Annotated in this window: 32 protein-coding genes; 28 read left to right on the plus strand and 4 right to left on the minus strand. The window is 61.9% G+C overall.

Annotated features, from left to right (window positions below):
- Nucleotides 1-23 precede the first annotated feature (23 nt).
- The 19 genes from rplB (at nucleotide 24) to map (ending at nucleotide 11199) form a co-directional block, all read left to right on the plus strand.
- Nucleotides 24-863, plus strand: coding sequence for a 50S ribosomal protein L2 (gene rplB / locus AC1MCA_RS16040; protein ID WP_056344386.1), 840 nt, complete (start codon nucleotides 24-26; stop codon nucleotides 861-863).
- A gap of 12 nt (nucleotides 864-875) precedes the next feature.
- Nucleotides 876-1157 (plus strand): 30S ribosomal protein S19, encoded by a 282-nt coding sequence (gene rpsS, locus AC1MCA_RS16045; RefSeq protein ID WP_011692805.1) that lies wholly within the window; start codon nucleotides 876-878, stop codon nucleotides 1155-1157.
- Between the two features lie 38 nt (nucleotides 1158-1195).
- Nucleotides 1196-1561, plus strand: coding sequence for a 50S ribosomal protein L22 (gene rplV, locus AC1MCA_RS16050; protein ID WP_009358304.1), 366 nt, complete (start codon nucleotides 1196-1198; stop codon nucleotides 1559-1561).
- A complete protein-coding gene (gene rpsC / locus AC1MCA_RS16055) occupies nucleotides 1562-2410 on the plus strand; it encodes a 30S ribosomal protein S3 (protein WP_479799092.1) in 849 nt (282 codons plus the stop codon). It begins immediately after the preceding gene.
- Nucleotides 2411-2827 (plus strand): 50S ribosomal protein L16, encoded by a 417-nt coding sequence (gene rplP, locus AC1MCA_RS16060; RefSeq protein WP_108599007.1) that lies wholly within the window; start codon nucleotides 2411-2413, stop codon nucleotides 2825-2827.
- Nucleotides 2828-2829: 2 nt separating this feature from the next.
- Nucleotides 2830-3159 carry a 50S ribosomal protein L29 gene (gene rpmC / locus AC1MCA_RS16065; RefSeq protein WP_108599006.1) on the plus strand — a complete coding sequence of 110 codons (330 nt, stop codon included), beginning with the start codon at nucleotides 2830-2832 and terminating at the stop codon, nucleotides 3157-3159.
- Nucleotides 3156-3464 (plus strand): 30S ribosomal protein S17, encoded by a 309-nt coding sequence (rpsQ, locus tag AC1MCA_RS16070; RefSeq protein WP_108599005.1) that lies wholly within the window; start codon nucleotides 3156-3158, stop codon nucleotides 3462-3464. Before rpmC ends, rpsQ begins: the two co-directional genes overlap by 4 nt.
- Nucleotides 3465-4015: 551 nt before the next feature.
- Entirely contained in the window at nucleotides 4016-4384 is a 369-nt protein-coding gene (rplN, locus tag AC1MCA_RS16075; RefSeq protein ID WP_024366126.1) for a 50S ribosomal protein L14, read from the plus strand.
- 3 nt (nucleotides 4385-4387) lie between these two features.
- Nucleotides 4388-4747, plus strand: a complete 360-nt coding sequence (rplX, locus tag AC1MCA_RS16080) for a 50S ribosomal protein L24 (RefSeq protein ID WP_108599820.1) — start codon at nucleotides 4388-4390, stop codon at nucleotides 4745-4747.
- Nucleotides 4747-5328 (plus strand): 50S ribosomal protein L5, encoded by a 582-nt coding sequence (gene rplE, locus AC1MCA_RS16085; RefSeq protein WP_108599821.1) that lies wholly within the window; start codon nucleotides 4747-4749, stop codon nucleotides 5326-5328. Before rplX ends, rplE begins: the two co-directional genes overlap by 1 nt.
- A 95-nt stretch (nucleotides 5329-5423) precedes the next feature.
- On the plus strand, nucleotides 5424-5822 hold the full coding sequence (rpsH, locus tag AC1MCA_RS16090) for a 30S ribosomal protein S8 (RefSeq protein WP_056425243.1): 399 nt from the start codon (nucleotides 5424-5426) through the stop codon (nucleotides 5820-5822).
- 18 nt (nucleotides 5823-5840) lie between these two features.
- Nucleotides 5841-6377, plus strand: a complete 537-nt coding sequence (rplF, locus tag AC1MCA_RS16095; RefSeq protein WP_108599822.1) for a 50S ribosomal protein L6 — start codon at nucleotides 5841-5843, stop codon at nucleotides 6375-6377.
- Nucleotides 6378-6379: 2 nt separating this feature from the next.
- On the plus strand, nucleotides 6380-6763 hold the full coding sequence (gene rplR, locus AC1MCA_RS16100; RefSeq protein ID WP_108599823.1) for a 50S ribosomal protein L18: 384 nt from the start codon (nucleotides 6380-6382) through the stop codon (nucleotides 6761-6763).
- Nucleotides 6760-7488, plus strand: a complete 729-nt coding sequence (rpsE, locus tag AC1MCA_RS16105) for a 30S ribosomal protein S5 (RefSeq protein ID WP_066293261.1) — start codon at nucleotides 6760-6762, stop codon at nucleotides 7486-7488. Before rplR ends, rpsE begins: the two co-directional genes overlap by 4 nt.
- A 3-nt stretch (nucleotides 7489-7491) precedes the next feature.
- Nucleotides 7492-7698, plus strand: a complete 207-nt coding sequence (gene rpmD / locus AC1MCA_RS16110; RefSeq protein WP_108599824.1) for a 50S ribosomal protein L30 — start codon at nucleotides 7492-7494, stop codon at nucleotides 7696-7698.
- Nucleotides 7699-8193 carry a 50S ribosomal protein L15 gene (rplO, locus tag AC1MCA_RS16115; RefSeq protein ID WP_426225626.1) on the plus strand — a complete coding sequence of 165 codons (495 nt, stop codon included), beginning with the start codon at nucleotides 7699-7701 and terminating at the stop codon, nucleotides 8191-8193.
- 221 nt (nucleotides 8194-8414) lie between these two features.
- Nucleotides 8415-9725 carry a preprotein translocase subunit SecY gene (gene secY, locus AC1MCA_RS16120; protein WP_479799101.1) on the plus strand — a complete coding sequence of 437 codons (1311 nt, stop codon included), beginning with the start codon at nucleotides 8415-8417 and terminating at the stop codon, nucleotides 9723-9725.
- Between the two features lie 5 nt (nucleotides 9726-9730).
- The gene (locus AC1MCA_RS16125) at nucleotides 9731-10300 is read left to right on the plus strand and encodes an adenylate kinase (RefSeq protein ID WP_479803425.1); all 570 of its coding nucleotides are present in this window, start codon (nucleotides 9731-9733) and stop codon (nucleotides 10298-10300) included.
- 71 nt (nucleotides 10301-10371) lie between these two features.
- On the plus strand, nucleotides 10372-11199 hold the full coding sequence (gene map / locus AC1MCA_RS16130; protein WP_479799103.1) for a type I methionyl aminopeptidase: 828 nt from the start codon (nucleotides 10372-10374) through the stop codon (nucleotides 11197-11199).
- Nucleotides 11200-11313: 114 nt separating this feature from the next.
- Here map and AC1MCA_RS16135 read toward each other — a convergent pair whose 3' ends face one another.
- From AC1MCA_RS16135 to AC1MCA_RS16145, 3 genes are all read right to left on the minus strand, one after another.
- On the minus strand, nucleotides 11314-12660 hold the full coding sequence (locus AC1MCA_RS16135) for an ABC transporter substrate-binding protein (RefSeq protein ID WP_479799104.1): 1347 nt from the start codon (nucleotides 12658-12660) through the stop codon (nucleotides 11314-11316).
- Between the two features lie 68 nt (nucleotides 12661-12728).
- Entirely contained in the window at nucleotides 12729-13649 is a 921-nt protein-coding gene (locus AC1MCA_RS16140; protein ID WP_479799105.1) for a carbohydrate ABC transporter permease, read from the minus strand.
- On the minus strand, nucleotides 13646-14614 hold the full coding sequence (locus AC1MCA_RS16145; protein WP_479799108.1) for a carbohydrate ABC transporter permease: 969 nt from the start codon (nucleotides 14612-14614) through the stop codon (nucleotides 13646-13648). The genes AC1MCA_RS16140 and AC1MCA_RS16145 overlap by 4 nt, the downstream gene beginning before the upstream one ends.
- Before the next feature lie 217 nt (nucleotides 14615-14831).
- Between AC1MCA_RS16145 and AC1MCA_RS16150 the strand changes: the two genes are divergently transcribed.
- The 9 genes from AC1MCA_RS16150 (at nucleotide 14832) to AC1MCA_RS16190 (ending at nucleotide 21208) form a co-directional block, all read left to right on the plus strand.
- On the plus strand, nucleotides 14832-15887 hold the full coding sequence (locus AC1MCA_RS16150; protein ID WP_479799113.1) for a P1 family peptidase: 1056 nt from the start codon (nucleotides 14832-14834) through the stop codon (nucleotides 15885-15887).
- A gap of 168 nt (nucleotides 15888-16055) precedes the next feature.
- Nucleotides 16056-16277 (plus strand): translation initiation factor IF-1, encoded by a 222-nt coding sequence (gene infA / locus AC1MCA_RS16155; RefSeq protein WP_009358723.1) that lies wholly within the window; start codon nucleotides 16056-16058, stop codon nucleotides 16275-16277.
- 69 nt (nucleotides 16278-16346) lie between these two features.
- Nucleotides 16347-16460 (plus strand): 50S ribosomal protein L36, encoded by a 114-nt coding sequence (rpmJ, locus tag AC1MCA_RS16160; protein WP_009358722.1) that lies wholly within the window; start codon nucleotides 16347-16349, stop codon nucleotides 16458-16460.
- A 176-nt stretch (nucleotides 16461-16636) separates the two neighbouring features.
- Complete coding sequence (rpsM, locus tag AC1MCA_RS16165) at nucleotides 16637-17011, plus strand: 30S ribosomal protein S13 (protein WP_479799115.1); 375 nt, start codon at nucleotides 16637-16639, stop codon at nucleotides 17009-17011.
- A gap of 48 nt (nucleotides 17012-17059) precedes the next feature.
- On the plus strand, nucleotides 17060-17461 hold the full coding sequence (rpsK, locus tag AC1MCA_RS16170; protein ID WP_018769149.1) for a 30S ribosomal protein S11: 402 nt from the start codon (nucleotides 17060-17062) through the stop codon (nucleotides 17459-17461).
- Nucleotides 17462-17594: 133 nt separating this feature from the next.
- A complete protein-coding gene (locus AC1MCA_RS16175) occupies nucleotides 17595-18605 on the plus strand; it encodes a DNA-directed RNA polymerase subunit alpha (RefSeq protein WP_108600151.1) in 1011 nt (336 codons plus the stop codon).
- A 66-nt stretch (nucleotides 18606-18671) separates the two neighbouring features.
- Nucleotides 18672-19295, plus strand: a complete 624-nt coding sequence (rplQ, locus tag AC1MCA_RS16180; RefSeq protein WP_479799120.1) for a 50S ribosomal protein L17 — start codon at nucleotides 18672-18674, stop codon at nucleotides 19293-19295.
- A gap of 31 nt (nucleotides 19296-19326) precedes the next feature.
- Nucleotides 19327-20220, plus strand: a complete 894-nt coding sequence (locus AC1MCA_RS16185; protein WP_479799124.1) for a tRNA pseudouridine synthase A — start codon at nucleotides 19327-19329, stop codon at nucleotides 20218-20220.
- A 184-nt stretch (nucleotides 20221-20404) separates the two neighbouring features.
- Nucleotides 20405-21208: a response regulator transcription factor gene (locus AC1MCA_RS16190; protein WP_479799127.1), complete on the plus strand. Its 804-nt coding sequence runs from the start codon at nucleotides 20405-20407 to the stop codon at nucleotides 21206-21208.
- Here AC1MCA_RS16190 and AC1MCA_RS16195 read toward each other — a convergent pair.
- Nucleotides 21205-21672, minus strand: a complete 468-nt coding sequence (locus AC1MCA_RS16195) for an Hpt domain-containing protein (RefSeq protein ID WP_479799132.1) — start codon at nucleotides 21670-21672, stop codon at nucleotides 21205-21207. The two genes, AC1MCA_RS16190 and AC1MCA_RS16195, sit on opposite strands and share 4 nt — an antisense overlap.
- Nucleotides 21673-21695 lie beyond the last annotated feature (23 nt).

The raw sequence follows: 21695 nt of genomic DNA on the forward strand, positions 1-21695 counted from the left end.
CCACTTTAACGAGGAAATAAATTATGGGAATCCGTAAATACAAGCCGACTACCCCGGGCCGTCGTGGCTCGAGCGTAGCGGACTTCACTGAAATCACGCGGTCGACGCCGGAAAAGTCGTTGGTACGTCCCCTCCCGAAAAAGGGTGGCCGTAACAACTCCGGTAAGATCACGACCCGTCACAAGGGTGGTGGCCACAAGCGCCAGTACCGTCTGATCGACTTCCGTCGCCACGACAAAGACGGCGTCAACGCCCGCGTTGCCGAAATCGAGTACGATCCGAACCGCACGGCTCGCATCGCCCTCCTGCACTACGTTGATGGCACCAAGCGTTACATCATCGCCCCGAACAAGCTCTCCCAGGGTGACGTAGTAGAAGCAGGTTCCGGTGCTGACATCAAGCCCGGCAACAACCTGCCCCTGCTCAACATCCCGGTTGGTACCGTAATCCACGCAGTCGAACTGCGTCCGGGTGGCGGCGCCAAGATGGGCCGCTCCGCCGGTGCATCGATCCAGCTTGTTGCCAAGGAAGGCCGCTTCGCCCAGCTGCGTCTGCCTTCCGGCGAAATCCGCAACGTTGACGTGCGCTGCCGCGCAACCGTCGGCGAGGTCGGCAACGCCGAGCAGTCGAACATCAACTGGGGTAAGGCCGGCCGCATGCGCTGGAAGGGCGTTCGCCCGACCGTCCGTGGTGTCGCGATGAACCCGGTTGACCACCCGCACGGTGGTGGCGAGGGTAAGACGTCCGGTGGACGTCACCCCGTCAACCCGAACGGTAAGCGGGAAGGCCGCACGCGCCGCCCCAACAAAGAGAGCGACAAACTCATTGTTCGTCGCCGTCGTACTGGCAAGAACAAGCGATAGGAGCCTGGACACATGCCACGCAGCCTGAAAAAAGGTCCTTTCGTTGACCAGCACCTCTTTGTAAAGGTGGACAGGGAAAACGAAAAGGGCACCAAGAACGTCATTAAGACCTGGTCCCGCCGTTCGATGATCATCCCCGACATGCTCGGGCACACGATCGCCGTACACGACGGACGCAAGCACATTCCGGTGTTTGTCACTGAGTCGATGGTCGGGCACAAGCTCGGCGAATTCGCTCCCACGCGGACATTCCGCGGCCATGTCAAGGACGACCGTAAGGGCAAGCGCCGCTAGGCGCCTGCACTTACGTCAAAGACGAGAGAAGGAAAGCAATGGAAGCCAAGGCAATTGCGCGCCACATCCGCGTAACGCCTATGAAGGCCCGGCGCGTCGTCAACCTTGTTCGTGGTTTGCAAGCGAATGAGGCTCTGGCAATTCTGAAGTTTGCCCCCCAGGCAGCTTCAGAGCCGGTATTCAAGGTAGTTCAGTCGGCAATCTCCAACGCCCGGGTCCTCGCGGACCGCGACGGCGTGGCGTTTGACGAAGGTGACCTCATCATCAGCGAAGCGTTTGTTGATGAAGGCCCGACCATGAAGCGGTTCCAGCCGCGTGCCCAGGGTCGTGCATTTCAGATCAAGAAGCGCACGAGCCACATCACCGTGGTAGTCGCTACCCCGGAGAAAGAGGAGGCTCGCTAAGTGGGACAGAAAGTTAACCCGCACGGGTTCCGACTCGGCATCACCACCGATCACGTATCGCACTGGTTTGCTGACAGCACCAAGGCCGGCCAGCGTTACAAGGACTTCGTTCGCGAAGACATCCGTATCCGCCAGCTCATGTCAGTTGGCATGGAGCGCGCCGGTATCGCCAAGGTTGAGATCGAGCGCACCCGTGACCGTGTCCGCGTGGATATCCACACGGCACGTCCCGGCATCGTTATCGGCCGCCGTGGCGCCGAAGCAGACCGCATCCGCGGCGAGCTGGAGAAGCTCACGGGCAAGCAGGTTCAGCTGAACATCCTCGAGGTCAAGAACCCCGAGATGGAAGCTCAGCTTGTTGCCCAGGGCGTTGCTGAGCAGCTGACTTCCCGCGTGGCTTTCCGCCGTGCGATGAAGAAGGCCATGCAGTCCGCGCAGCGTGCAGGTGCCAAGGGCATCCGTATTGCGTGCTCGGGTCGACTGGGCGGCGCAGAAATGTCCCGCTCAGAGTTCTACCGCGAAGGCCGTGTGCCCCTGCACACCCTCCGCGCGAACATTGACTACGGCTTCTACGAGGCCAAGACCACCTTCGGCCGTATCGGCGTGAAGGTCTGGATCTACAAGGGCGATGTCACCTCCAAGGAACTGGCTCAGCAGGCAGCTGCTGCTCCGTCCCGTGGCCGTGGCGCCAGCGACCGTCCGGGCCGCCCGGGTGGCGCTGACCGCAGCGGTGCAGACCGTGGTGACCGCCGTCGTCGTACCGACCGTCCGGCAGCAGAGGCAGCTCCGGCTGCCGCCGCTCCGGCAGTTGAGGCTGCACCCGCTGCAGTAGAAGGAGGACAGGCTTAAATGCTTATCCCACGTCGAGTCAAGCACCGTAAGCAGCACCACCCGGGTCGTTCCGGAACTGCTACGGGCGGCACCAAGGTCTCCTTCGGTGAGTACGGCATCCAGGCCCTGAGCCCGGCATACGTCACGAACCGTCAGATCGAGTCCGCACGTATCGCGATGACCCGCCACATCAAGCGTGGCGGCAAGGTCTGGATCAACATTTACCCGGACCGTCCTATCACCAAGAAGCCTGCCGAAACCCGCATGGGTTCCGGTAAGGGTTCACCGGAATGGTGGGTCGCTAACGTCAAGCCGGGCCGGGTTCTCTTCGAGATCTCCGGCGTCGAAGAATCGGTAGCTCGCGAGGCCCTGCGCCTGGCAATCCACAAGCTCCCGTTGAAGGCACGCATTTTGCGTCGCGAAGGTGGTGAATAGAAATGGCAGTAGGATCCAAGGAACTTGCATCCGCACAGCTGGACACGTTCGACAACGAGCGCCTCGTTGAAGAACTCCGTAAGGCTAAGGAAGAGCTGTTCAACCTGCGTTTCCAGTCCGCCACCGGTCAGCTGGAGAACCACGGTCGTCTGCGCGCGGTAAAGAAGGACATCGCACGCATCTACACCGTTCTCCGTGAGCGCGAGCTGGGCATTCGTGCCGAGGTTGCCGCACCTGTTGTGGAAGCCAAGGAAGAGAAGAAGTCCAAGAAGGCAGCAACCAAGAAGGCCGAGCCGGCTGAAACGGTTGAGACCGAGGAGGATGCCAAGTGAGTGAAAAGGACGAGAACGTGACGGAAACTGTTTCCGCGGCAGCTACAGCTGCCGAGCGCGGTGACCGTAAGACGAAGCGCGGCTACGTGGTCTCGGACAAGATGGAAAAGACCATCGTTGTCCAGGTTGAGGACCGCGTAAAGCACGCCCTTTACGGCAAGGTCATCCGCCGCAACACCAAAATCAAGGCTCACGACGAAGAGAACACCGCCGGCATCGGCGACCTCGTTCTCCTCGCCGAGACCCGCCCGCTGTCCGCTACTAAGCGGTGGCGCCTGGTCGAGATCCTCGAAAAGGCCAAGTAACACCTGCAGCTCTGGTTCCAGAGTCGCACTGGAAACCCCCGTTCCCCTTGTGGGAGCGGGGGTTTCCTGCGTCCGGCACCCTCCCGCCCCCCGACGCTCTCTCAGATAATGCGGCTTTTTGAAGGACGCTCTCTCACTTTCCTCAGGAAAGTGAGAGAGCGTTACCCGAAAACCTGCATCAAGTGAGAGAGGGTCTGATGGGGTCCATGGGCTGAGGCTGGGGGAATGCACGACGGCGGGAGGCCGGGTTGCCGGGGGAGGGGCGGCGGTGATATGGGGGATGGGCTCAACTGTGCTAGGATATTGAGTTTGTATGGCGCCGTTCGTGCGCCGTCATCTACCTCGTAAACAATCGTGCCACGGCATAGTGCCCCCAAAGGCTTCGGACCTGTCCGGAACCGCCTGGGAAGCAAATGTTTTTGGCACGGGAGTTTAGGCCTGGTCTGGCAAAATCCAGGCAGGTCAAGAGACACCCCGATCAACCGTTCCGCAAGGCTCATTCCGTAGGAAGATTTTCGGTCTGAGAACCGGCGCGACGCAAGGAGTAAATAGTGATTCAGCAGGAGTCGCGACTCAAGGTCGCCGACAACACGGGTGCTAAGGAAATCCTTACCATTCGCGTTCTCGGTGGATCTGGCCGTCGCTACGCAGGCATTGGCGACGTTATCGTCGCCACCGTCAAGGACGCAATTCCGGGCGGCAACGTAAAGAAGGGCGATGTTGTTAAGGCAGTCATCGTCCGTACCAAGAAGGAACGCCGCCGTGCGGATGGTTCCTATATCAAGTTTGACGAGAACGCAGCTGTGATCCTGAAGGCTGACGGTGACCCCCGCGGTACCCGTATCTTCGGACCGGTTGGTCGTGAACTCCGTGACAAGAAGTTCATGAAGATCGTTTCTCTGGCTCCGGAGGTGCTTTAGTCCATGGCTAAGATCAAAAAGGGTGACCTGGTTCAGGTCATCACTGGCGCCAAGGCTGAGCGCGGCGGCGACAAAGGCAAGCAGGGCAAGGTTCTGCGCGTATTCCCCGAGACCAACCGCGTGTTGGTCGAAGGCATTAACCGCGTAACCAAGCACACCAAGGTCGGTCAGTCGCAGCGCGGCACCAAGACCGGTGGCATCGAGGTTGTTGAAGCCACGATCCACATCTCCAACGTGGCTCTGGTTGACCCGTCCACCAAGAAGCCCACCCGCGTCGGTTTCCGCACCGAGACCGTTGAGCGCAATGGCGTGAAGCGGGACGTGCGTGTCCGCGTGGCTAAGAGCTCCGGGAAGGACATCTAATGACTGAGACTCTCGAGACTCCGGCAACGAAGATCGTTCCTCGTCTGAAGACCAAGTACGCCGATTCCATCAAGAGCACGCTCGTTGAGGAATTCAAGTACAGCAACGTCAACCAGGTTCCCCGCCTGGTGAAGGTCGTTGTGAACATGGGTGTTGGAGATGCCGCCAAGGACTCCAAGCTGATCGACGGCGCTGTCCGCGATCTGACCCTGATCACCGGCCAGAAGCCGCAGGTAACCAAGGCCCGCAAGTCGATCGCACAGTTCAAGCTGCGCGAAGGCATGCCCATCGGCGCACACGCTACCCTGCGTGGAGACCGCATGTGGGAATTCCTGGATCGTCTGGTCACGCTGGCACTGCCCCGTATCCGCGACTTCCGCGGCCTCAGTGGCAAGCAGTTCGATGGCAACGGCAACTACACCTTCGGTCTGACCGAGCAGGTTATGTTCCACGAAATCGACCAGGACTCCATCGACCGCGTTCGTGGCATGGACATCACCGTCGTAACCACTGCCAAGACCGATGACGAAGGCCGCGCGCTGCTTAAGGCGCTTGGTTTCCCGTTCAAGGCCGAAGACTAATCTAACTACGTAACAGGTCCTTCGGGGCTGCCGAACGCAGGCAACTGCGCCAGGTGCACCGAGGAAACCGTTATGAGGAAGGGCAAGAGCCCACCATGACAATGACAGATCCTGTCGCAGACATGCTTACGCGTCTGCGCAATGCAAACTCGGCATACCACGATTCCGTGTCCATGCCGTACAGCAAGCTCAAGGCACGCGTTGCCGACATCCTGAAGGCTGAAGGTTACATCGCCTCCTGGAAAGAAGAAGACGCTGAGGTTGGCAAGAAGCTGACCCTCGAGCTCAAGTTCGGACCGAACCGCGAGCGTTCAATCGCTGGCGTTCGTCGTATTTCCAAGCCGGGACTGCGCGTTTACGCAAAGTCCACCAACCTCCCGCACGTGCTCGGTGGCCTGGGTGTCGCAATCCTGTCCACCTCTTCCGGCCTCTTGACTGATAAGCAAGCCGGCAAGAAGGGCGTGGGCGGCGAAGTCCTCGCCTACGTCTGGTAACGGGAAAGGAAGAGAATAATGTCACGTATTGGACGTCTCCCCATCACCGTTCCCGCCGGCGTTGAGGTCAAGGTTGACGGCTCTGTCGTCAGCGTCAAGGGCACCAAAGGCGAGCTGAACCACACTGTGGCCAGCCCGATCGAGGTTTCCCTGGATGCAGACACCCTGACTGTCGCCCGCCCGAACGACGAGCGCGCCTCCCGTTCACTCCACGGCCTGACCCGCACCCTGATCTCCAACATGATCGAGGGCGTTACCAAGGGCTACGAGAAGAAGCTTGAAATCGTTGGTACTGGTTACCGCGTTCAGGCCAAGGGATCTGACCTTGAGTTCGCTCTCGGCTACAGCCACCCGGTAAATGTTTCCGCACCGGACGGCATCACCTTTGCAGTTGAGACCCCGACCAAGCTCTCTGTTTCAGGAATCAACAAGCAGCAGGTCGGCGAGGTTGCTGCCAACATTCGCAAGCTGCGGAAGCCTGACCCGTACAAGGGCAAGGGCATCCGCTACGCAGGCGAAGTCATCCGCCGCAAGGTCGGAAAGGCTGGTAAGTAACCATGGCCATCTCAATCAATAAGAAGCGTACGAACAAGAGCAAGTCTGCTTCGCGCAGCCGCCGCCAGCTTCGTATCCGCAAGCGCATCTCCGGTACGGCTGTACGTCCTCGTCTGGTCGTCAACCGTTCCGCACGCCACGTATTCGTCCAGGTTGTCGATGACACCAAGGGCCTGACCGTAGCGAGCGCGTCCACACTGGAAGCCGATCTTCGTGCATTCGAAGGCGACAAGAAAGCCAAGGCCAAGCGCGTTGGCGAGCTCGTTGCCGAGCGTGCGAAGGCTGCCGGTATCGAAGCTGTTGTCTTCGACCGCGGTGGTAACAAGTACCACGGCCGGATCGCCGCCGTCGCTGATGGCGCACGTGAAGGTGGGCTGTCACTGTGACGGAAGCAAACAAGGAAAAGGACACTGTGTCTGCAGATCAGAAGGCGACTGAAGCCGTAGCTGCTCCGGCCACTGAGACCACTGCTCCCGCTGCTGCCGACGACCGCCGTGGTGGCGCTCGTCGTGGTGAGCGTGGAGACCGTGGCCAGGGCCGCGGCGACCGTGGTGGCCGTGGCGGCCGCGACGGCGGCCGTGAAGCTGAGAAGAGCCAGTTCGTAGAGCGCGTTGTCACCATCAACCGCGTTTCCAAGGTGGTCAAGGGTGGTCGTCGCTTCAGCTTCACCGCCCTGGTCGTCGTTGGTGACGGCAACGGTATGGTCGGCGTTGGCTACGGCAAGGCTAAGGAAGTTCCTGCCGCTATCGCGAAGGGCGTTGAAGAAGCTAAGAAGTCCTTCTTCCGCGTTCCCCGCATTGGCAACACCATTCCCCACCGCGTTCAGGGTGAGGCTGCTGCCGGCGTCGTAATGCTGCGTCCGGCGTCCGCCGGTACCGGTGTTATCGCCGGTGGTCCGGTCCGTGCAGTACTGGAGTGTGTGGGCATCCACGACATTCTCTCCAAGTCGCTCGGTTCCTCAAACGCCATCAACATCGTTCACGCGACCGTTGATGCCCTGAAGCGCCTCGAAGAGCCGGCAGCAGTGGCAGCACGCCGCGGCCTGCCCCTCGACGAGGTTGCTCCTCCGGCAATGGTGAAGGCTCTCCTGAACCAGAAGGCGGGTGTCTAAGTCATGGCTAAGAACCTGTTTCCCTCCGACCTGCAGTTGGAGATCACACAGATTAAGTCCGCCATTGGCGGCAAGCAGAACCAGCGCGACACCCTCCGGTCACTGGGCCTGAAGCGGATCGGACACACCGTTGTCCGCACCGCCGACGCCGTGACTGTTGGAATGCTCAACACGGTTCCGCACCTGGTAAAGGTAGAGGAGGCGAAGTAAATGGCAGAGAAGAACACTGCTGAGAAGGCACAGGGCGCCAACGCTGAAAAGCAGAACGCCCTGAAGGTTCACCACCTGCGTCCCGCCCCGGGTGCCAAGACCGCCAAGACCCGCGTTGGTCGTGGTGAAGGTTCCAAGGGTAAGACCGCCGGCCGCGGTACCAAGGGTACGAAGGCCCGCTACCAGATCAAGGCTGGCTTTGCCGGCGGCCAGCTGCCGCTGCACATGCGCCTGCCGAAGCTGCGCGGCTTCAAGAACCCGTTCCGGGTTGAGTTCCAGGTTGTAAACCTGGACAAGCTCAACGAGCTGTTCCCGGAAGGTGGCGCAGTCACGGTGGAGAACCTGGTCGAAAAGGGTGCCGTTCGCAAGAACCAGCCCGTCAAGGTGCTTGGCACCGGCGACATCACCGTCAAGGTTGACGTCACCGCCCACGCATTCTCGGCCAGCGCCGCAGAAAAGATTGCAGCAGCAGGCGGAAGCACCACCGCTCTCTAGTAGACGGTGGGCTCAAGCCCGTTGTGGAACTCCCGGGATGCGGGGCCCCAAAGGCCCCGTGTCCCGGGAGTTTTTTTCACATCCCCGCACCATGAATTCCCGGCCGACGCGCTCTCGGGGCGGCCTGCGGATTATTCGCAGGACACATCCACCCGTTAGACTCGGTTGTTGGGATTATTGATCCCCATCACACCACGCTTATTTACACCTCAGGAGGACGCGTGCTTAGCGCATTTGGCCGGGCCTTTCGCACGCCTGATCTGCGACGCAAGTTGTTGTTCACGCTGGGAATCATCACCATCTTCCGCTTGGGTGCTTTCATCCCCTCGCCTGGTGTGAATTACCAGAATGTCCAGCAATGCTTGCAGAACGGTCAGACGGCAGGCGGGCTCTACCAGCTCGTCAACCTGTTCAGCGGTGGTGCCCTGCTTCAGGTGTCCATCTTCGCCCTGGGCATTATGCCCTACATCACGGCCAGCATCATTGTGCAGCTTCTCCGCGTGGTCATTCCCCGGTTCCAGGAGCTGTACGAGGAGGGCGCCTCCGGGCAGTCCAAACTCACCCAGTACACCCGGTACCTCACCATCGCCCTGGGCCTGCTGAACGCAACGACACTGGTGTCGCTGGCCCGTTCAGGACAGCTGCTGCCGGGCTGTGCGCTGCCGATCATCCCTGATAGCAGCATCATCACCACCATCCTGCTGATCATCACCCTCACAGCCGGCACCGGACTCATCATGTGGATGGGCGAACTCGTCACCGAAAAGGGTGTGGGCAACGGCATGTCGCTGCTCATCTTCACCTCCATCGCGGCGACTTTCCCCACGTCCCTGGGCGCCATCTGGAGCTCGCAGGGCCCGGGCACCTTCTTCATGGTCCTGGCCATCGGCCTGGTGACCGTGGGCCTCGTGGTGTTCGTGGAGCAGTCCCAGCGCCGCGTCCCCGTGCAGTATGCCAAGCGCATGATCGGACGCCGGACCGTGGGCGGCACCAGCACCTACATCCCCATCAAGGTGAACATGGCAGGCGTGATCCCCGTGATCTTCGCATCCTCCATGCTTTACCTGCCGGGTTTGATCTCACAGTTCAACCAGCCCAAGGCCGGCGAGGACCTGCAGCCGTGGGTTGAGTGGATCAACAACAACCTGACCCGAGGAGACCACCCGATCTACATGGCGCTGTACTTCGCCATGATCGTGTTCTTCACCTACTTCTATGTCGCGATCACCTTCAACCCTGAAGAGGTCTCGGACAACATGAAGAAGTACGGCGGTTTCATCCCGGGTATCCGTGCCGGCAAGCCGACGGCGGATTACCTGCAGTACGTGCTCTCCCGGATCACGCTCCCCGGAGCCCTGTACCTGGGCTTCGTGGCGCTGATTCCGCTGGTGGCACTGGTACTTATCAACGCGAACCAGAACTTCCCGTTCGGTGGCACCTCGATCCTGATCATGGTGGGCGTTGGCCTTGAAACCGTCAAGCAAATAGATGCGCAACTACAGCAACGTCACTACGAAGGGCTTTTGCGATGACGAAAATGTTGATTATTGGACCTCCCGGCTCGGGAAAAGGAACACAGGCGGAACGTATTTCTGAGCGCCTCGGCGTCGTGGCGATCTCCACCGGTGACATCTTCCGCGCCAACGTCAAGGGCGAGACGCCGCTTGGCATCGAAGCCAAGAAGTACATGGACGCCGGCGATTTCGTTCCGGACAGCGTGACCAACAAGATGGTCCGGGACCGCCTGAGCGAGTCCGACGTCGAGGGCGGCTTCCTGCTGGACGGCTACCCGCGCACCACCGCGCAGGTGGACTACCTCGACGGGATCCTCGCCAACAGCGAAGAGAAGCTCGACGTCGTCCTGCAGCTGACGGCCGACGACGAGGAACTCGTCCACCGCCTTCTGGGCCGTGCCAAGGAAACCGGACGCAGCGACGACAACGAAGCCGTCATCCGCCACCGGCTGGACCTGTACCACGAGCAGACCGAGGCCGTTGTGGCCAAGTATGCCGAGCGCGGCATCCTGACCCGGGTGGACGGCATCGGTGGCATCGACGAGGTCACTGACCGCGTCATGAATGCCATCAAGTCGGCCCAGGCCGCCTGACCAAGGCAAGAACTTCGAGGCTCCTCCCGGCAACCGGGAGGAGCCTCAGCCATTTGAAAGAAGGACGCACCATGGCATTCGGCCAGCCCCGTATCGAATACAAGACCAACGCCCAGATGCGCATCATGCACGAGGCGGGCCTGGTCCTGAGCCGCGCGCTGGACGCCGCCCAGGCAGCGGCGGCGCCCGGAGTGACCACCAAACAGTTGGACGAGGCCTTCGCGGCCGTGCTGAACGAAGCAGGCGCCAAGTCCAACTTCCTGGGCTACCACGGCTTCCCCGCCACGATCTGCACGTCAGTGAACGAGGAGGTTGTCCACGGCATCCCGGGCGGCAAGGTCCTTAACGACGGCGACATCATCTCGATCGACGGCGGCGCCATTGTGAACGGCTGGCACTCAGACTCGGCGCGCACAGTCATTGTGGGCAAGGTAGATCCCGAGGACCAGCGGCTCTCCGACGTCACCCAGGCAGCCATGTGGCGCGGCATCGCGGCGCTGGCCACCGGTACCCACGTGGGCGATATCGGCGCAGCCATCGACGACTACGTGTCCTCGGTGCCGGGCAAACCGCTGGGCATCCTGGAAGACTATGTGGGCCACGGCATCGGCTCCGAAATGCACATGGCCCCGGATGTCCTGAACTACCGCACCAGCCACCGCGGCCCGAAGATCAAGCCCGGACTGTGCCTGGCCATTGAGCCCATGCTGGTCCGCGGCAGCATCGAAACCGCCGTGCTCGACGACGACTGGACCGTGGTGACCACCGACGGCAAGCGTTCCTGCCAGTGGGAGCACTCAGTGGCCGTCCACGAAAGGGGGATCTGGGTACTGTCAGCCCCCGACGGCGGTGCGGAGCAGCTGGTGCCGCTCGGCGTCGTGCCCGTCCCGATTCCATAAGTCCCCACCGGCGCGCTCACGACGCGCAAAAACCCCAGCGACACAGAAAATCCCTGGCAGCACCCGAATCCGGGCGGTGCCAGGGATTTTGCGTATCGAAAGAAAACCCGCGCGTCAGGCCTTGAGCTTGGGCTTGACGTCCTTGGTGTAGATACCTTCCAGTGTCTTCTTCAACTCAGTCATCACCGCTTTCACATCCCCCTGCTGGGTGAGGATCTTCGCCGCGGCCTTGGCCATCTCCTGGTCGGCACCGGGGAGGAACACGCGGGCACGGTCCTGGACCTTGGTCACGGCCAGCTGGTCCATGGCGGTCTTGATCTGGGGTGTCTTCGCCAGCACCGAGGTCATGTCGGCCGACGTGCGGGTGGACATGTAGCCGGTGGCGGCTGAGAAGGCTGCCGTGTTTTCCGGCTCGGTCATGAATTTGATGAAGGTGCCGGCGGCCAGCTGTTCTTCCTTCGTGATTCCGCTGGGGATGCCCAGCCCCGCACCGCCGGTGGGGCACACCCCGCTGGCTGCCTTGGGTCCGCCCGGGAGGAAGCCGACCCCCACGTTGAACGTGGCCGACTTCAGCACACCCAGGAGCGAGCCGGTGGAGGAGATGGTGGAGGAGGTGAGTCCCGCCGAGAAATCGTCAGCCGCCTCCTTGGAGGACACCCCGGCCCAGCCGTGCTTGTAGATCGAATCCTGGGCCCACTGGAGAGCTTCGACGGATTCCGCCGAGTCGCAGGTGATGTCCCAGTCCTTGGACCAGGCCCCACCCCAGCCCCAGAGGTTGTTCTGCAGGGTCCAGCCGGCATAGCCGGCCAGGGCCGGATAAATGTAGGCGTACTGGGCGCCGGAGGATGCCTTCAGTTTGGGCGCCCACTCGCCGAACTCCTGCCAGGTGGCGGGTGCGCGGTCCGGGAGGCCGGCGGCCTTGAAGTGGTCCTTGTTGTAATAGAACAGGGGAGTGGAACGCCCGTAGGGAAGTGCCCACTGCTTGTCGTCGTACTTGTAATCGTCCACCAGGGATTTGCGGAAATCGTCCACCTTGATGTCCAGTTCCTTGATGAGACCGTCCACCGGGATGATGCTGCCGTTGGTGAAGTAGCGGAACCACCAGACATCGGAGAGGACCACCACACCCGGGAGTCCGGTCTTGGCGGCCTGCGAGGTCTGGAACTTCTGGGCGATTTCCTCGTAGTTCGCGCCGGCGGTCACCAGGTTGATCTTGATGTCCGGGAACTTGGCATGGAATTTCTCGATGATTGCTTTTTCCACGTCCTGCGACTTACCGGGGTGGTTGCTCCAGAAATCGATCTTCGCCGCCGGCTTCACACCGCTGAAATCGATGTCTGCTGCTTCGCTGGCGGCCGGCGTGCCTCCGGTGCTGGGTCCGCCGCAGGCCGAGAGTGCCGCAGCGCCGGCGCCGGCGCCGGCCAGTCCGAGGAAAAGCCTCCGGTCAAGATTTATGGACATCATGGTTCCTTTCGATTGTTACGTTGGGGATTTCGCTTCTGATGTGAAGTGCGACGGCGGCCGGCGGGTCAGCCGGTAACGCTGCCTTGGGTGAGCCCGGCAACGATGTAGCGCTGCAGGGCTGCGAAGACCACGAGTATGGGGACAATGACCAGGACCGCGCCGGCCATGAGGATGCCCCACCCGGAGGCGTTGCTTTCGGAGTTCTGCAGCAGGGTCAGTCCTACGGGCAAGGTCATGGTTTCCGGGCGGTCGGTGATGATGAGCGGCCAGATATATTCGTTCCACTCACTGACCACCGTCACCAGCGCCACTGTGGCAATGGACGGAACAGACACGGGCACCACAATCTGCCACAGGCGCCGCCAATGGCCGGCGCCGTCAATCTCGGCCGATTCCAGGATGGAAGCCGGCAGCGTCATGAAGTGCTGGCGCAGGAGGAACGTTCCGAACGCTGTTCCCAGCCCCGGCAGGATGATGCCCCAGAGGGTGTTCTTGCCCCCCATGCCCGCGATCAGGATGTAGTTGGGCAGGATGGACACCTGGGGCGGCACCATCAGGGCCACAAGGATCAGCATGAAGATGATGTTCTTGAACGGGAACCGTACAAAGACCAATGCATAGGCCGTCAGGATTGCCAGCAGCACTTTAACGGTGGCTCCCACCACAGTCACGATCGTGCTGTTGATGAAGAACTGGGCGAACGGCACGGTGGTCATCGCGATGTTGTAGTTCTGGAAGTTCAGGCTTTCCGGCAGGATCTTCAGGTCCATGGTGATGATCTCGCCGGGTTGCTTAAACGAGCTCAGGATCATCCACAGCAGAGGCAGGAAGACCACCAGGGTGGCGAGGATCAGCGGAATGTAGCCGCCGGCAATCGTCCTCATCAGGTTCGGGAGTGAGAAGGGACGGTCCCGGGGCACGAAGGGTTCTTTTTCGGCCACCGGTGGGAGCGTGGGGTCCGGGTTGACTGGCGATAGCGAACTCACGAGTAGTGCACCTTCCGTTCCACGAAGCGCAGCTGGAGGACCGTGATGACCAGGAGGATGGCGAACAGGACCACGGAGATCGCGGCAGAGTATCCGGCCCTGTTGAACGCGCCGAAGGCCTGCAGGTATGCCTCGTAGATCAGGGTGCTGGTGCCGGCCCCCAGGGGGGTCATGATCCGGATGAGGTCAAAGGCCTGCAGGGAGCTCAACAGGGTGGTGATGAGGAGGAAGAAAGTGGTGGGGGACAGCAGCGGGATGGACATGCTCAGGAACCGCTTGAATCCGTTTGCCCCGTCCAGCGCCGCCGCCTCCATCACGTCCTGGGGAAGGGACTGAAGGCCGGCCAGGTAGACCACCGCGCAGTAGCCGAGGTTCTTCCAGACATAGACCAGGATGACCATGACCAGGGACAGCTGCGGGTCATTGATCCACTGAGGGCTCTGCTGGCCAATGCCGCGAAGTATCCAGGCCAGGACCCCGTAGCCGGGATCGAAGATGAACAGCCACACCAGGCCCACACCCACGCCGGACAGCACATAGGGAGCGAACACGGCGGAGCGGGCAAAGGTGGTTCCGCGGACACGGGAGTTCAGGGCCAACGCTATGAGCAGCCCCAGGATCATGGAACCGCCCACCGTCACCAGTGTGAATACCGCAGTGGTCCCGAGTACCTTCGAGGCGTCGTCGCTGGTGAAGAAGGTGACGTAATTTTCGATCCCCACGACGGTGGCCGAGGCGGACCCCAGCGTCCAATCCAGCGTTGAGTAGTAGATGTTGCTGATGAGCGGGCGGTAGGTGAACACCGCAATCAGCAAGAGGTTGGGGAGAGCGAGTGCAAGGAAGACGAAGAAGTCACGGCGTGAGCGGCCGGACCAGCGTCGCCGGCGTAGGTCTCCCGGTATGCCTGACGGACCGGGAGGTACCGGCGGGCTGGTCGACGGAGTCGAGGCGAGTTGACGCGTCATTCGGTTCTCTAACGGACAGGGCCTGCTTGTGGCTGGCCGGGCGGGCAAGGGGTCTAGCCATACTTCACCACAGTGATGGTGGGCCGAACCCTCGCATAAGCCCTCGTCAGAGGTTTATTGTTGAAGGCTTCATCGCCCGCTAATGCTGTGTTCGTTGCAGTATTGCACAACGTTCGCTTTAAGGCCCGGAGGCCGGCGATCGAGCACAATGGGAGCCATGGGAGCAATCACGGACGTGCAGGGGATACGCGTGGGCCACGCCGGCAAAACCGGGGACGGCTGGCTGACCGGGGTAACGGTGGTGCTGCCTCCGCCAGGCACGGTGGGCTCGGTGGACGTGGCCGGGGGAGGACCCGCCACCCACGAGACCGATGCCCTGGACCCCACCACGCTGGTGTCCACGGTGGACGCGGTTGTCCTCACCGGCGGCAGCGCTTACGGACTGGCCTCCGCCGGTGGAGCCCAGCAGTGGTGTGAGGAAAATGGCCGGGGCTTCGCCGTGCCCGGGGGAGTGGTGCCGATCGTTCCGGCCGCCGCAATCTTCGACCTGGGCCGCGGCGGCGACTTCTCAGCGCGCCCGACGGCGGACATGGGCTACGCGGCAACCGCCGCCGCCGCTGCGCAGGAGGAAGGGCACGACGTCGGACGCGGCAACGTGGGAGCCGGCACCGGTGCACTGATCGCCAGGACCTACAAAGGCGGGGTGGGCACGGCTTCGGTCACGCTCGAGAACGGCGTGGTTATCGGGGCGCTGGCTGTGGTTAATGCGCTCGGTCTTCCGCTCGTCGACGGGCGGCAGGAGCCGCAGCCCTCCGCGCGCTCGGTCGTGCCGCCCCACGAGCCCCCCAACCTCGCAAGCTCGGCCAGGGAACCCGGCTCGCGTGGGCCCACCTTAGACGCGCGCTTCCGGGCTCCGGAACCTGCCGACCGGTCGGGCGCTTCGCCGCTTAACACCACGCTCGTTGTGGTCGCTACCAATGCCGTCCTGGATGTGGCGGAGTGCAAGCGGACAGCTTCTGCATCCCAGGCCGGCATTGCGCGGGCCCTCAATCCGAGCCACACCTTGGCGGATGGGGACGTGGTCTTTTGTCTCGCTACCGGGGAAGTGGCACTGGACCGGAGTACTGAAACTGCGCGGCAAGTGAGTCTGATTACCCTGCAGAGTGCGGCAGCCGACGTCGTACGCCTGGCGATCCTTGACGCGGTGGACAGCGCGGAGGCGGTCATAACTCCTTCCGGTGAATATGGTGCGTTCGGACGCTCGGTGCGCTAACATACTGGATTTAACTTTCTCGCCAAAGTGGCGTAGTGTTGTTTGTTGGTTGTCTGCCCTGCTGTGCCCTGTCTGGGGCCAGAGGTGACAACCGATCCACCAAAAAAGTTCGTGGTCATGTCCGGTGCAATCCGGCAGGGCCGCGGCAAACAACAGTTAGCGGAGGGTATGGCCAAGAAGGACGGGGTCATTGAGATCGAGGGCGTTGTGACTGAGGCGCTGCCTAACGCGATGTTTCGCGTTGAGCTGACCAACAAGCACATCGTACTTGCACACATCTCAGGCAAGATGCGCCAGCACTACATCAGGATTCTCCCTGAGGACCGGGTAGTGGTGGAACTGAGCCCTTATGACCTCACTCGGGGTCGTATCGTCTACCGCTACAAGTAAATTCTGGGCAGTCTCAGCATGAGCTGAGCGCTGCTCCAGATGACCAACTGCCACACGCAAAGGAATGCCATGAAGGTCAAGCCGAGCGTCAAGCAGATCTGCGAAAAGTGCAAAGTGATCCGCCGTAATGGCCGGGTCATGGTGATCTGCGAGAACCCGCGCCACAAGCAGCGCCAGGGCTAATTTCCCTCCCGAGGGAAATCCTGGGTTGCTAACCCACGCAAGTAAATAAAAGGCAGCACAAGCTGAATTGGGACGCATGAGCCCGGACAGCTAACCCCCGGTCGGAGGCTGGGGCCGCACAGAACGTGCGGGTGTACTGCCTACGACCTCCGGTTTATTCAAGGAGCACTGCCACTATGGCTCGTCTCGCTGGCGTAGACATTCCCCGCGAAAAGCGGTTGGAAATTGCGCTTACTTACATCTACGGCGTGGGCAAGACCCGTGCACACGAAACCCTGGCTGCCACTGGCATCAGTGCTGACATCCGCGTTAAGGACCTCACTGACTCCCAGCTGGTGGAACTTCGTGACTACATTGAAGGCAACTACAAGGTTGAGGGTGACCTTCGCCGCGAAGTAGCAGCAGATATCCGCCGCAAGGTTGAAATCGGCAGCTACGAAGGTATCCGCCATCGCAAGGGCCTGCCAGTACGCGGACAGCGTACGAAGACGAACGCACGTACCCGCAAGGGCCCGAAGCGTACCGTGGCCGGCAAGAAGAAGGCCCGTTAAATCCCTCGGGATTAACCGGCTCCCCAATAACTTTCTGTAGGAGAAAAAATGCCCCCGAAGACTCGTGGCGCGGTTCGCAAGCCGCGTAAGAAGGACAAAAAGAATATCGCGCTGGGCCAGGCGCACATCAAAAGCACTTTTAACAACACCATCGTGTCCATCACGGACCCGAACGGCGCTGTTATCTCTTGGGCTTCCTCAGGTGAGGTCGGCTTCAAGGGCTCACGCAAGTCCACCCCGTTCGCTGCCCAGATGGCTGCCGAAGCTGCTGCCAAGCGTGCCCAGGAGCACGGCATGCGCAAGGTTGACGTTTTCGTCAAGGGACCGGGTTCCGGCCGCGAGACCGCAATCCGCTCGCTGCAGGCCGCTGGCCTGGAGGTTGGCTCCATTCAGGACGTCACCCCCGCAGCGCACAACGGCTGCCGTCCGCCGAAGCGCCGCCGCGTCTAAGGCTTTTCCCGCAGCTGCGAGCTTGCCCGGACCGTCAATGGTCCGGGCAAGCCCAGCCGCGTTAAGTCTTCAGACCGAATTTCCACCACCTGTGTTGCGTCATATAGCGGATGCTCGCCGAAAGGAAACCTAAGTGCTCATTGCACAGCGCCCCACCCTCTCCGAAGAGGTCGTCTCCGAAAACCGCTCGCGTTTCATCATTGAACCGCTGGAACCGGGCTTCGGCTACACACTCGGAAACTCCCTCCGCCGTACCCTGCTCTCCTCCATCCCCGGCGCTGCTGTCACCAGCATCCGGATCGATGGCGTGCTGCACGAGTTCACCACGGTTCCGGGTGTCAAGGAAGATGTCACTGAGATCATCCTGAACATCAAGAGCCTGTCGGTCTCCTCCGAGCACGATGAGCCGGTTGTTGCTTACCTGCGCAAGCAGGGCCCCGGAGTCGTCACCGCCGCGGACATCGCTCCGCCGGCCGGCGTCGAATTCCACAACCCGGATCTGCACATTGCCACTCTGAACTCGAAGGGCAAGTTCGAACTCGAACTGACCATCGAGCGCGGCCGCGGCTACGTTTCGGCAGCTCAGAACAAGTCCGGCGACTCCGAGATCGGCCGTATCCCGGTCGACTCGATCTACTCGCCGGTGCTGAAGGTTACTTTCCGCGTGGAAGCAACCCGTGTTGAGCAGCGCACTGACTTCGACAAGCTCATTGTCGACGTCGAGACCAAGCAGGCCATCGCCCCGCGCGATGCCGTTGCTTCGGCAGGTACCACCCTGGTGGAACTGTTCGGTCTGGCCCGCGAGCTGAACACGGCAGCTGAAGGTATCGAGATTGGCCCGTCGCCGACGGATGCTGCCCTGGCAGCAGACATGGCACTGCCGATCGAGGATCTGGACCTCACGGTCCGTTCCTACAACTGCCTCAAGCGTGAGGGCATCCACACCGTGGGTGAACTCGTAGCCCGCTCCGAGGCTGACCTGATGGACATCCGTAACTTCGGTGCGAAGTCCATTGACGAGGTCAAGGCAAAGCTGGTTGAACTGGGCCTGTCCCTCAAGGACTCGCCTCCCGGTTTTGACCTCGCAGCACGCGCCGCAGCAATTGAAGAGAACGACGCCGACTTCGGCGACGACGAACTCTAAAACAGATCTTGGCCGGCGGGCACCATGGTGTGCCCACCACCGGCTTCCATATGAGGAGAAACAATTATGCCTACCCCCACTAAGGGTCCGCGCCTCGGAGGCGGCCCGGCTCACGAGCGTCTTATGCTCGCGAACCTGGCAGCAGCACTGTTCGAGCACAAGCGGATCACCACCACGGTGACCAAGGCCAAGCGGCTCAAGCCGTACGCCGAGCGCCTCGTGACCTTCGCCAAGCGCGGCGACCTGGCTTCACGCCGTCGCGTGCTCGGCCTGATCAGCAACAAGGGCATCGTCCACGAGCTGTTCACCGACATTGCCACGGCAGTGGAGAACCGCGATGGCGGCTACACCCGCATCACCAAGATCGGCAACCGCAAGGGCGACAACGCTCCCATGGCTGTCATCGAACTGGTCCTCGAGCCGGTTTCCGCCAAGCAGGCCGTTGTAGCCGAGGCTACAACTGCTGCCAAGCGCGACGCCGACAAGAAGGAAGCTGCTGCTGCCGCTCCGGCTGCTGACGAAGCTGCTGAGGCCGAGGTCGTTGAGACCGAAGCTGAGGCTCCTGCCGAGACCGAAGCTGAGGCTCCGGCTGAGACCGAAGCCGCTACCGAAGAGGCTCCGGCCGCTGAGGAAGCTTCGGCTAAGAAAGCTGCCAAGGCTCCCGCTGCAAAGGAAAAGGACGCGAAGTAATTCGCTGATTCCTTCGCATAGACTTGAGTCTATGAACGACCAAAAACCCGCGGCCCCCGTTTCAGGGGGCGGCGGGTTTTTGCGTGTCCGGCTTGATTTGTCGTACGACGGCGGCCCCTTCAGCGGGTGGGCAGTGCAGCCGGGCCTGCGGACCGTCCAGGGCGTGCTGGAAGAGGCGCTGGCTCTGCTGCTGCGCCGGCCAATCCGTGTGACGGTGGCCGGGCGGACCGACGCCGGCGTGCATGCCCGCGGGCAGGTGGTCCACCTGGACCTGACGGACGCCGAGTGGCTGGGACTGCCGCGCGGGCACGAACTCGATCCCGCCGTCGCGCTTCTCCGCCGTCTGCGGGGTGCACTGAGCAGGGGGCTGGGGGATCTGACCGGTGCCATCGAGGTGCACATGGTGTCTCTGGCCCCTGCGGGCTTCGACGCCCGGTTCTCCGCCCTGTGGCGGCGCTACAGCTACCGGATCGCGGACGGCCCGGCCCTGTGGGACCCGCTGGAACGCTACTTCACGCTGTGGCATCCGAACCCGCTGGACGTTTCACTGCTGAACGAGGGCGCCTCCAAGCTGCTGGGGCTGCAGAACTTCCTCTCCTTCTGCAAGCCGCGGGAAGGCGCCACCACCATCCGCGAACTGCTGCGCTTCGAGTTCGCCCGCAGTGAGGACGGCGTCATTGTGGCCACCGTCCAGGCAGATGCCTTCTGCCACAACATGGTCCGCGCCCTCGTGGGCTCCGCACTGTATGTGGGGGAGGGAATCGAGGAGCCGGGCTGGCTGCACGAGCGGCTGCTGGCCCGGAAGCGGGATGCCAAGTCCATCCTGGCCGCGCCGCATCCGCTGGTGCTGGAGGAAGTGGCCTACCCATCCGACGACGAGATGCTGACCCGCGCCGAGCTGACCAGGGCAGTGCGGCAACACTAAGCATGTTTATCGTGCACTGGAATCCCAATGTGTAACCCGTGTCATAGTTATTGACTTTTCAAACCCAAATCCAAATAGAAGTGTCATCTCCCGTTTTGCCTTGTACGGTATACAGAGTTGGAGTGGTTGAGGGGATTAGCGCTGGGCTGATGGGGGCCTCTTCCACCTGGCGACAGGGAACGTAATGGAAGATCTTGGGGTAGCAGTAGTAATTGAAGACGATGCGGATATCCGCAACCTCCTTGAGGGAGTATTGCGGCAAGCGGGATTCGAGGTCCATACCGCGGCCGAGGGCCGTGAGGGTGTCGAGGTTGTCCGGCACAGCAAAGCGCAGGTCATCACCCTCGACATAGGCCTTCCGGACATTGACGGTTTTGAGGTGCTGCGGCGCATCAGGTCGTTCAGTGATGCCTACGTGGTGATGCTGACAGGCAGGACTGAAGAGCCAGACCTGCTCTCCGCACTGAATGCCGGGGCAGATGACTATATTGCCAAGCCGTTCAGGCCGCGCGAGCTCCGGGCGCGGGTTGCCGCCATGATGCGCAGGCCGCGCCAGGACATCACCCATCCCCAACCGCCCGCCGCTGCCTGGCCGGTTCCTCCGGCTGCGCCGGCGTCACTGGTTCACCCCGGCGTCCTGGAACACAACGGACTGGTGCTGAACTACCGGACCCGCACCGTGGTGATCGGTGAAGCAAACCTTGGGCTCACCCGCAGCGAGTTTGACCTCCTGCACACGTTGCTCCGCGGAGAGGGTGCCGTGTGCACCAGGTCAGACCTTGTACGGGCCGTCCGGGGCGACCTGTATGAGCACGACGCCTACATCAGTGAAGCCGATGAGCGGGCGGTGGAAGTACACATTGGCAACCTGCGCCGCAAGCTCCGGGAGGATCCGCTGTCACCGCGTTGGCTGCAGACCGTTCGGGGTGTCGGGTACCGGCTGGCGCCGAAACGTGCGGACCTGCCGGTTTGGCCGGGGCTGGGCTAATCGTTTTTCAGGATGTAGTTGGCCTGGAGTTCGGAGACGGTCTGCAGGCCGTGTTCGGCCACCCGTTTCAGGATGTCCTGGCCTTGGAGGAAGTCGCCCCCGCGGACGGCGTCCTCCAAGGCCTGGGCCAGCACCGCGAGGCGGAGCCCGCCCACCATGGTTGAAGCGATCCGCAGGCTGATGACGGCGTCCAGGGCGGCCGGGCTGTCCTGGATGTTCACTGCGGCCGAGAGCTTGCCGAAGCGCTGGTCCCACAAGGCGGCATAGTCGCGGGCAAATTCCTGTGCGAGCTGAGGCCCGTCCAGCTCTTCTTCCAGCTCTGCCAGGATCTCCAGTTCAACCCACCGCGGTTCAGGGGCGCCTGCCGCTAGGTAGCCCGCACCCGAGTCCGTTGCTCGGCCCGCTGCTGCCGCCGACTCTGCTGGGTCATCCCCGCTGCTGGAGATGAGTGGTGGACTGTCCATGCTTCAAGGCTACTTCCTGTTGA

This window comes from Arthrobacter sp. BK1 (assembly GCF_056680055.1).

What these genes read in the sequence shown, in the direction of transcription:
- rplB (WP_056344386.1), top strand. Translation starts at nt 24, where the DNA reads ATGGGAATCCGTAAATACAAGCCGACTACCCCGGGCCGTCGTGGCTCG.
- rpsS (WP_011692805.1), top strand. Translation starts at nt 876, where the DNA reads ATGCCACGCAGCCTGAAAAAAGGTCCTTTCGTTGACCAGCACCTCTTT.
- rplV (WP_009358304.1), top strand. Translation starts at nt 1,196, where the DNA reads ATGGAAGCCAAGGCAATTGCGCGCCACATCCGCGTAACGCCTATGAAG.
- rplP (WP_108599007.1), top strand. Translation starts at nt 2,411, where the DNA reads ATGCTTATCCCACGTCGAGTCAAGCACCGTAAGCAGCACCACCCGGGT.
- rpmC (WP_108599006.1), top strand. Translation starts at nt 2,830, where the DNA reads ATGGCAGTAGGATCCAAGGAACTTGCATCCGCACAGCTGGACACGTTC.
- rplX (WP_108599820.1), top strand. Translation starts at nt 4,388, where the DNA reads ATGGCTAAGATCAAAAAGGGTGACCTGGTTCAGGTCATCACTGGCGCC.
- rplE (WP_108599821.1), top strand. Translation starts at nt 4,747, where the DNA reads ATGACTGAGACTCTCGAGACTCCGGCAACGAAGATCGTTCCTCGTCTG.
- rpsH (WP_056425243.1), top strand. Translation starts at nt 5,424, where the DNA reads ATGACAATGACAGATCCTGTCGCAGACATGCTTACGCGTCTGCGCAAT.
- rplF (WP_108599822.1), top strand. Translation starts at nt 5,841, where the DNA reads ATGTCACGTATTGGACGTCTCCCCATCACCGTTCCCGCCGGCGTTGAG.
- rplR (WP_108599823.1), top strand. Translation starts at nt 6,380, where the DNA reads ATGGCCATCTCAATCAATAAGAAGCGTACGAACAAGAGCAAGTCTGCT.
- rpmD (WP_108599824.1), top strand. Translation starts at nt 7,492, where the DNA reads ATGGCTAAGAACCTGTTTCCCTCCGACCTGCAGTTGGAGATCACACAG.
- rplO (WP_426225626.1), top strand. Translation starts at nt 7,699, where the DNA reads ATGGCAGAGAAGAACACTGCTGAGAAGGCACAGGGCGCCAACGCTGAA.
- AC1MCA_RS16125 (WP_479803425.1), top strand. Translation starts at nt 9,731, where the DNA reads ATGTTGATTATTGGACCTCCCGGCTCGGGAAAAGGAACACAGGCGGAA.
- map (WP_479799103.1), top strand. Translation starts at nt 10,372, where the DNA reads ATGGCATTCGGCCAGCCCCGTATCGAATACAAGACCAACGCCCAGATG.
- AC1MCA_RS16135 (WP_479799104.1), bottom strand. Translation starts at nt 12,660, where the DNA reads ATGTCCATAAATCTTGACCGGAGGCTTTTCCTCGGACTGGCCGGCGCC.
- AC1MCA_RS16145 (WP_479799108.1), bottom strand. Translation starts at nt 14,614, where the DNA reads ATGACGCGTCAACTCGCCTCGACTCCGTCGACCAGCCCGCCGGTACCT.
- AC1MCA_RS16150 (WP_479799113.1), top strand. Translation starts at nt 14,832, where the DNA reads ATGGGAGCAATCACGGACGTGCAGGGGATACGCGTGGGCCACGCCGGC.
- infA (WP_009358723.1), top strand. Translation starts at nt 16,056, where the DNA reads ATGGCCAAGAAGGACGGGGTCATTGAGATCGAGGGCGTTGTGACTGAG.
- rpmJ (WP_009358722.1), top strand. Translation starts at nt 16,347, where the DNA reads ATGAAGGTCAAGCCGAGCGTCAAGCAGATCTGCGAAAAGTGCAAAGTG.
- rpsM (WP_479799115.1), top strand. Translation starts at nt 16,637, where the DNA reads ATGGCTCGTCTCGCTGGCGTAGACATTCCCCGCGAAAAGCGGTTGGAA.
- rpsK (WP_018769149.1), top strand. Translation starts at nt 17,060, where the DNA reads ATGCCCCCGAAGACTCGTGGCGCGGTTCGCAAGCCGCGTAAGAAGGAC.
- rplQ (WP_479799120.1), top strand. Translation starts at nt 18,672, where the DNA reads ATGCCTACCCCCACTAAGGGTCCGCGCCTCGGAGGCGGCCCGGCTCAC.
- AC1MCA_RS16185 (WP_479799124.1), top strand. Translation starts at nt 19,327, where the DNA reads ATGAACGACCAAAAACCCGCGGCCCCCGTTTCAGGGGGCGGCGGGTTT.
- AC1MCA_RS16190 (WP_479799127.1), top strand. Translation starts at nt 20,405, where the DNA reads ATGGAAGATCTTGGGGTAGCAGTAGTAATTGAAGACGATGCGGATATC.
- AC1MCA_RS16195 (WP_479799132.1), bottom strand. Translation starts at nt 21,672, where the DNA reads ATGGACAGTCCACCACTCATCTCCAGCAGCGGGGATGACCCAGCAGAG.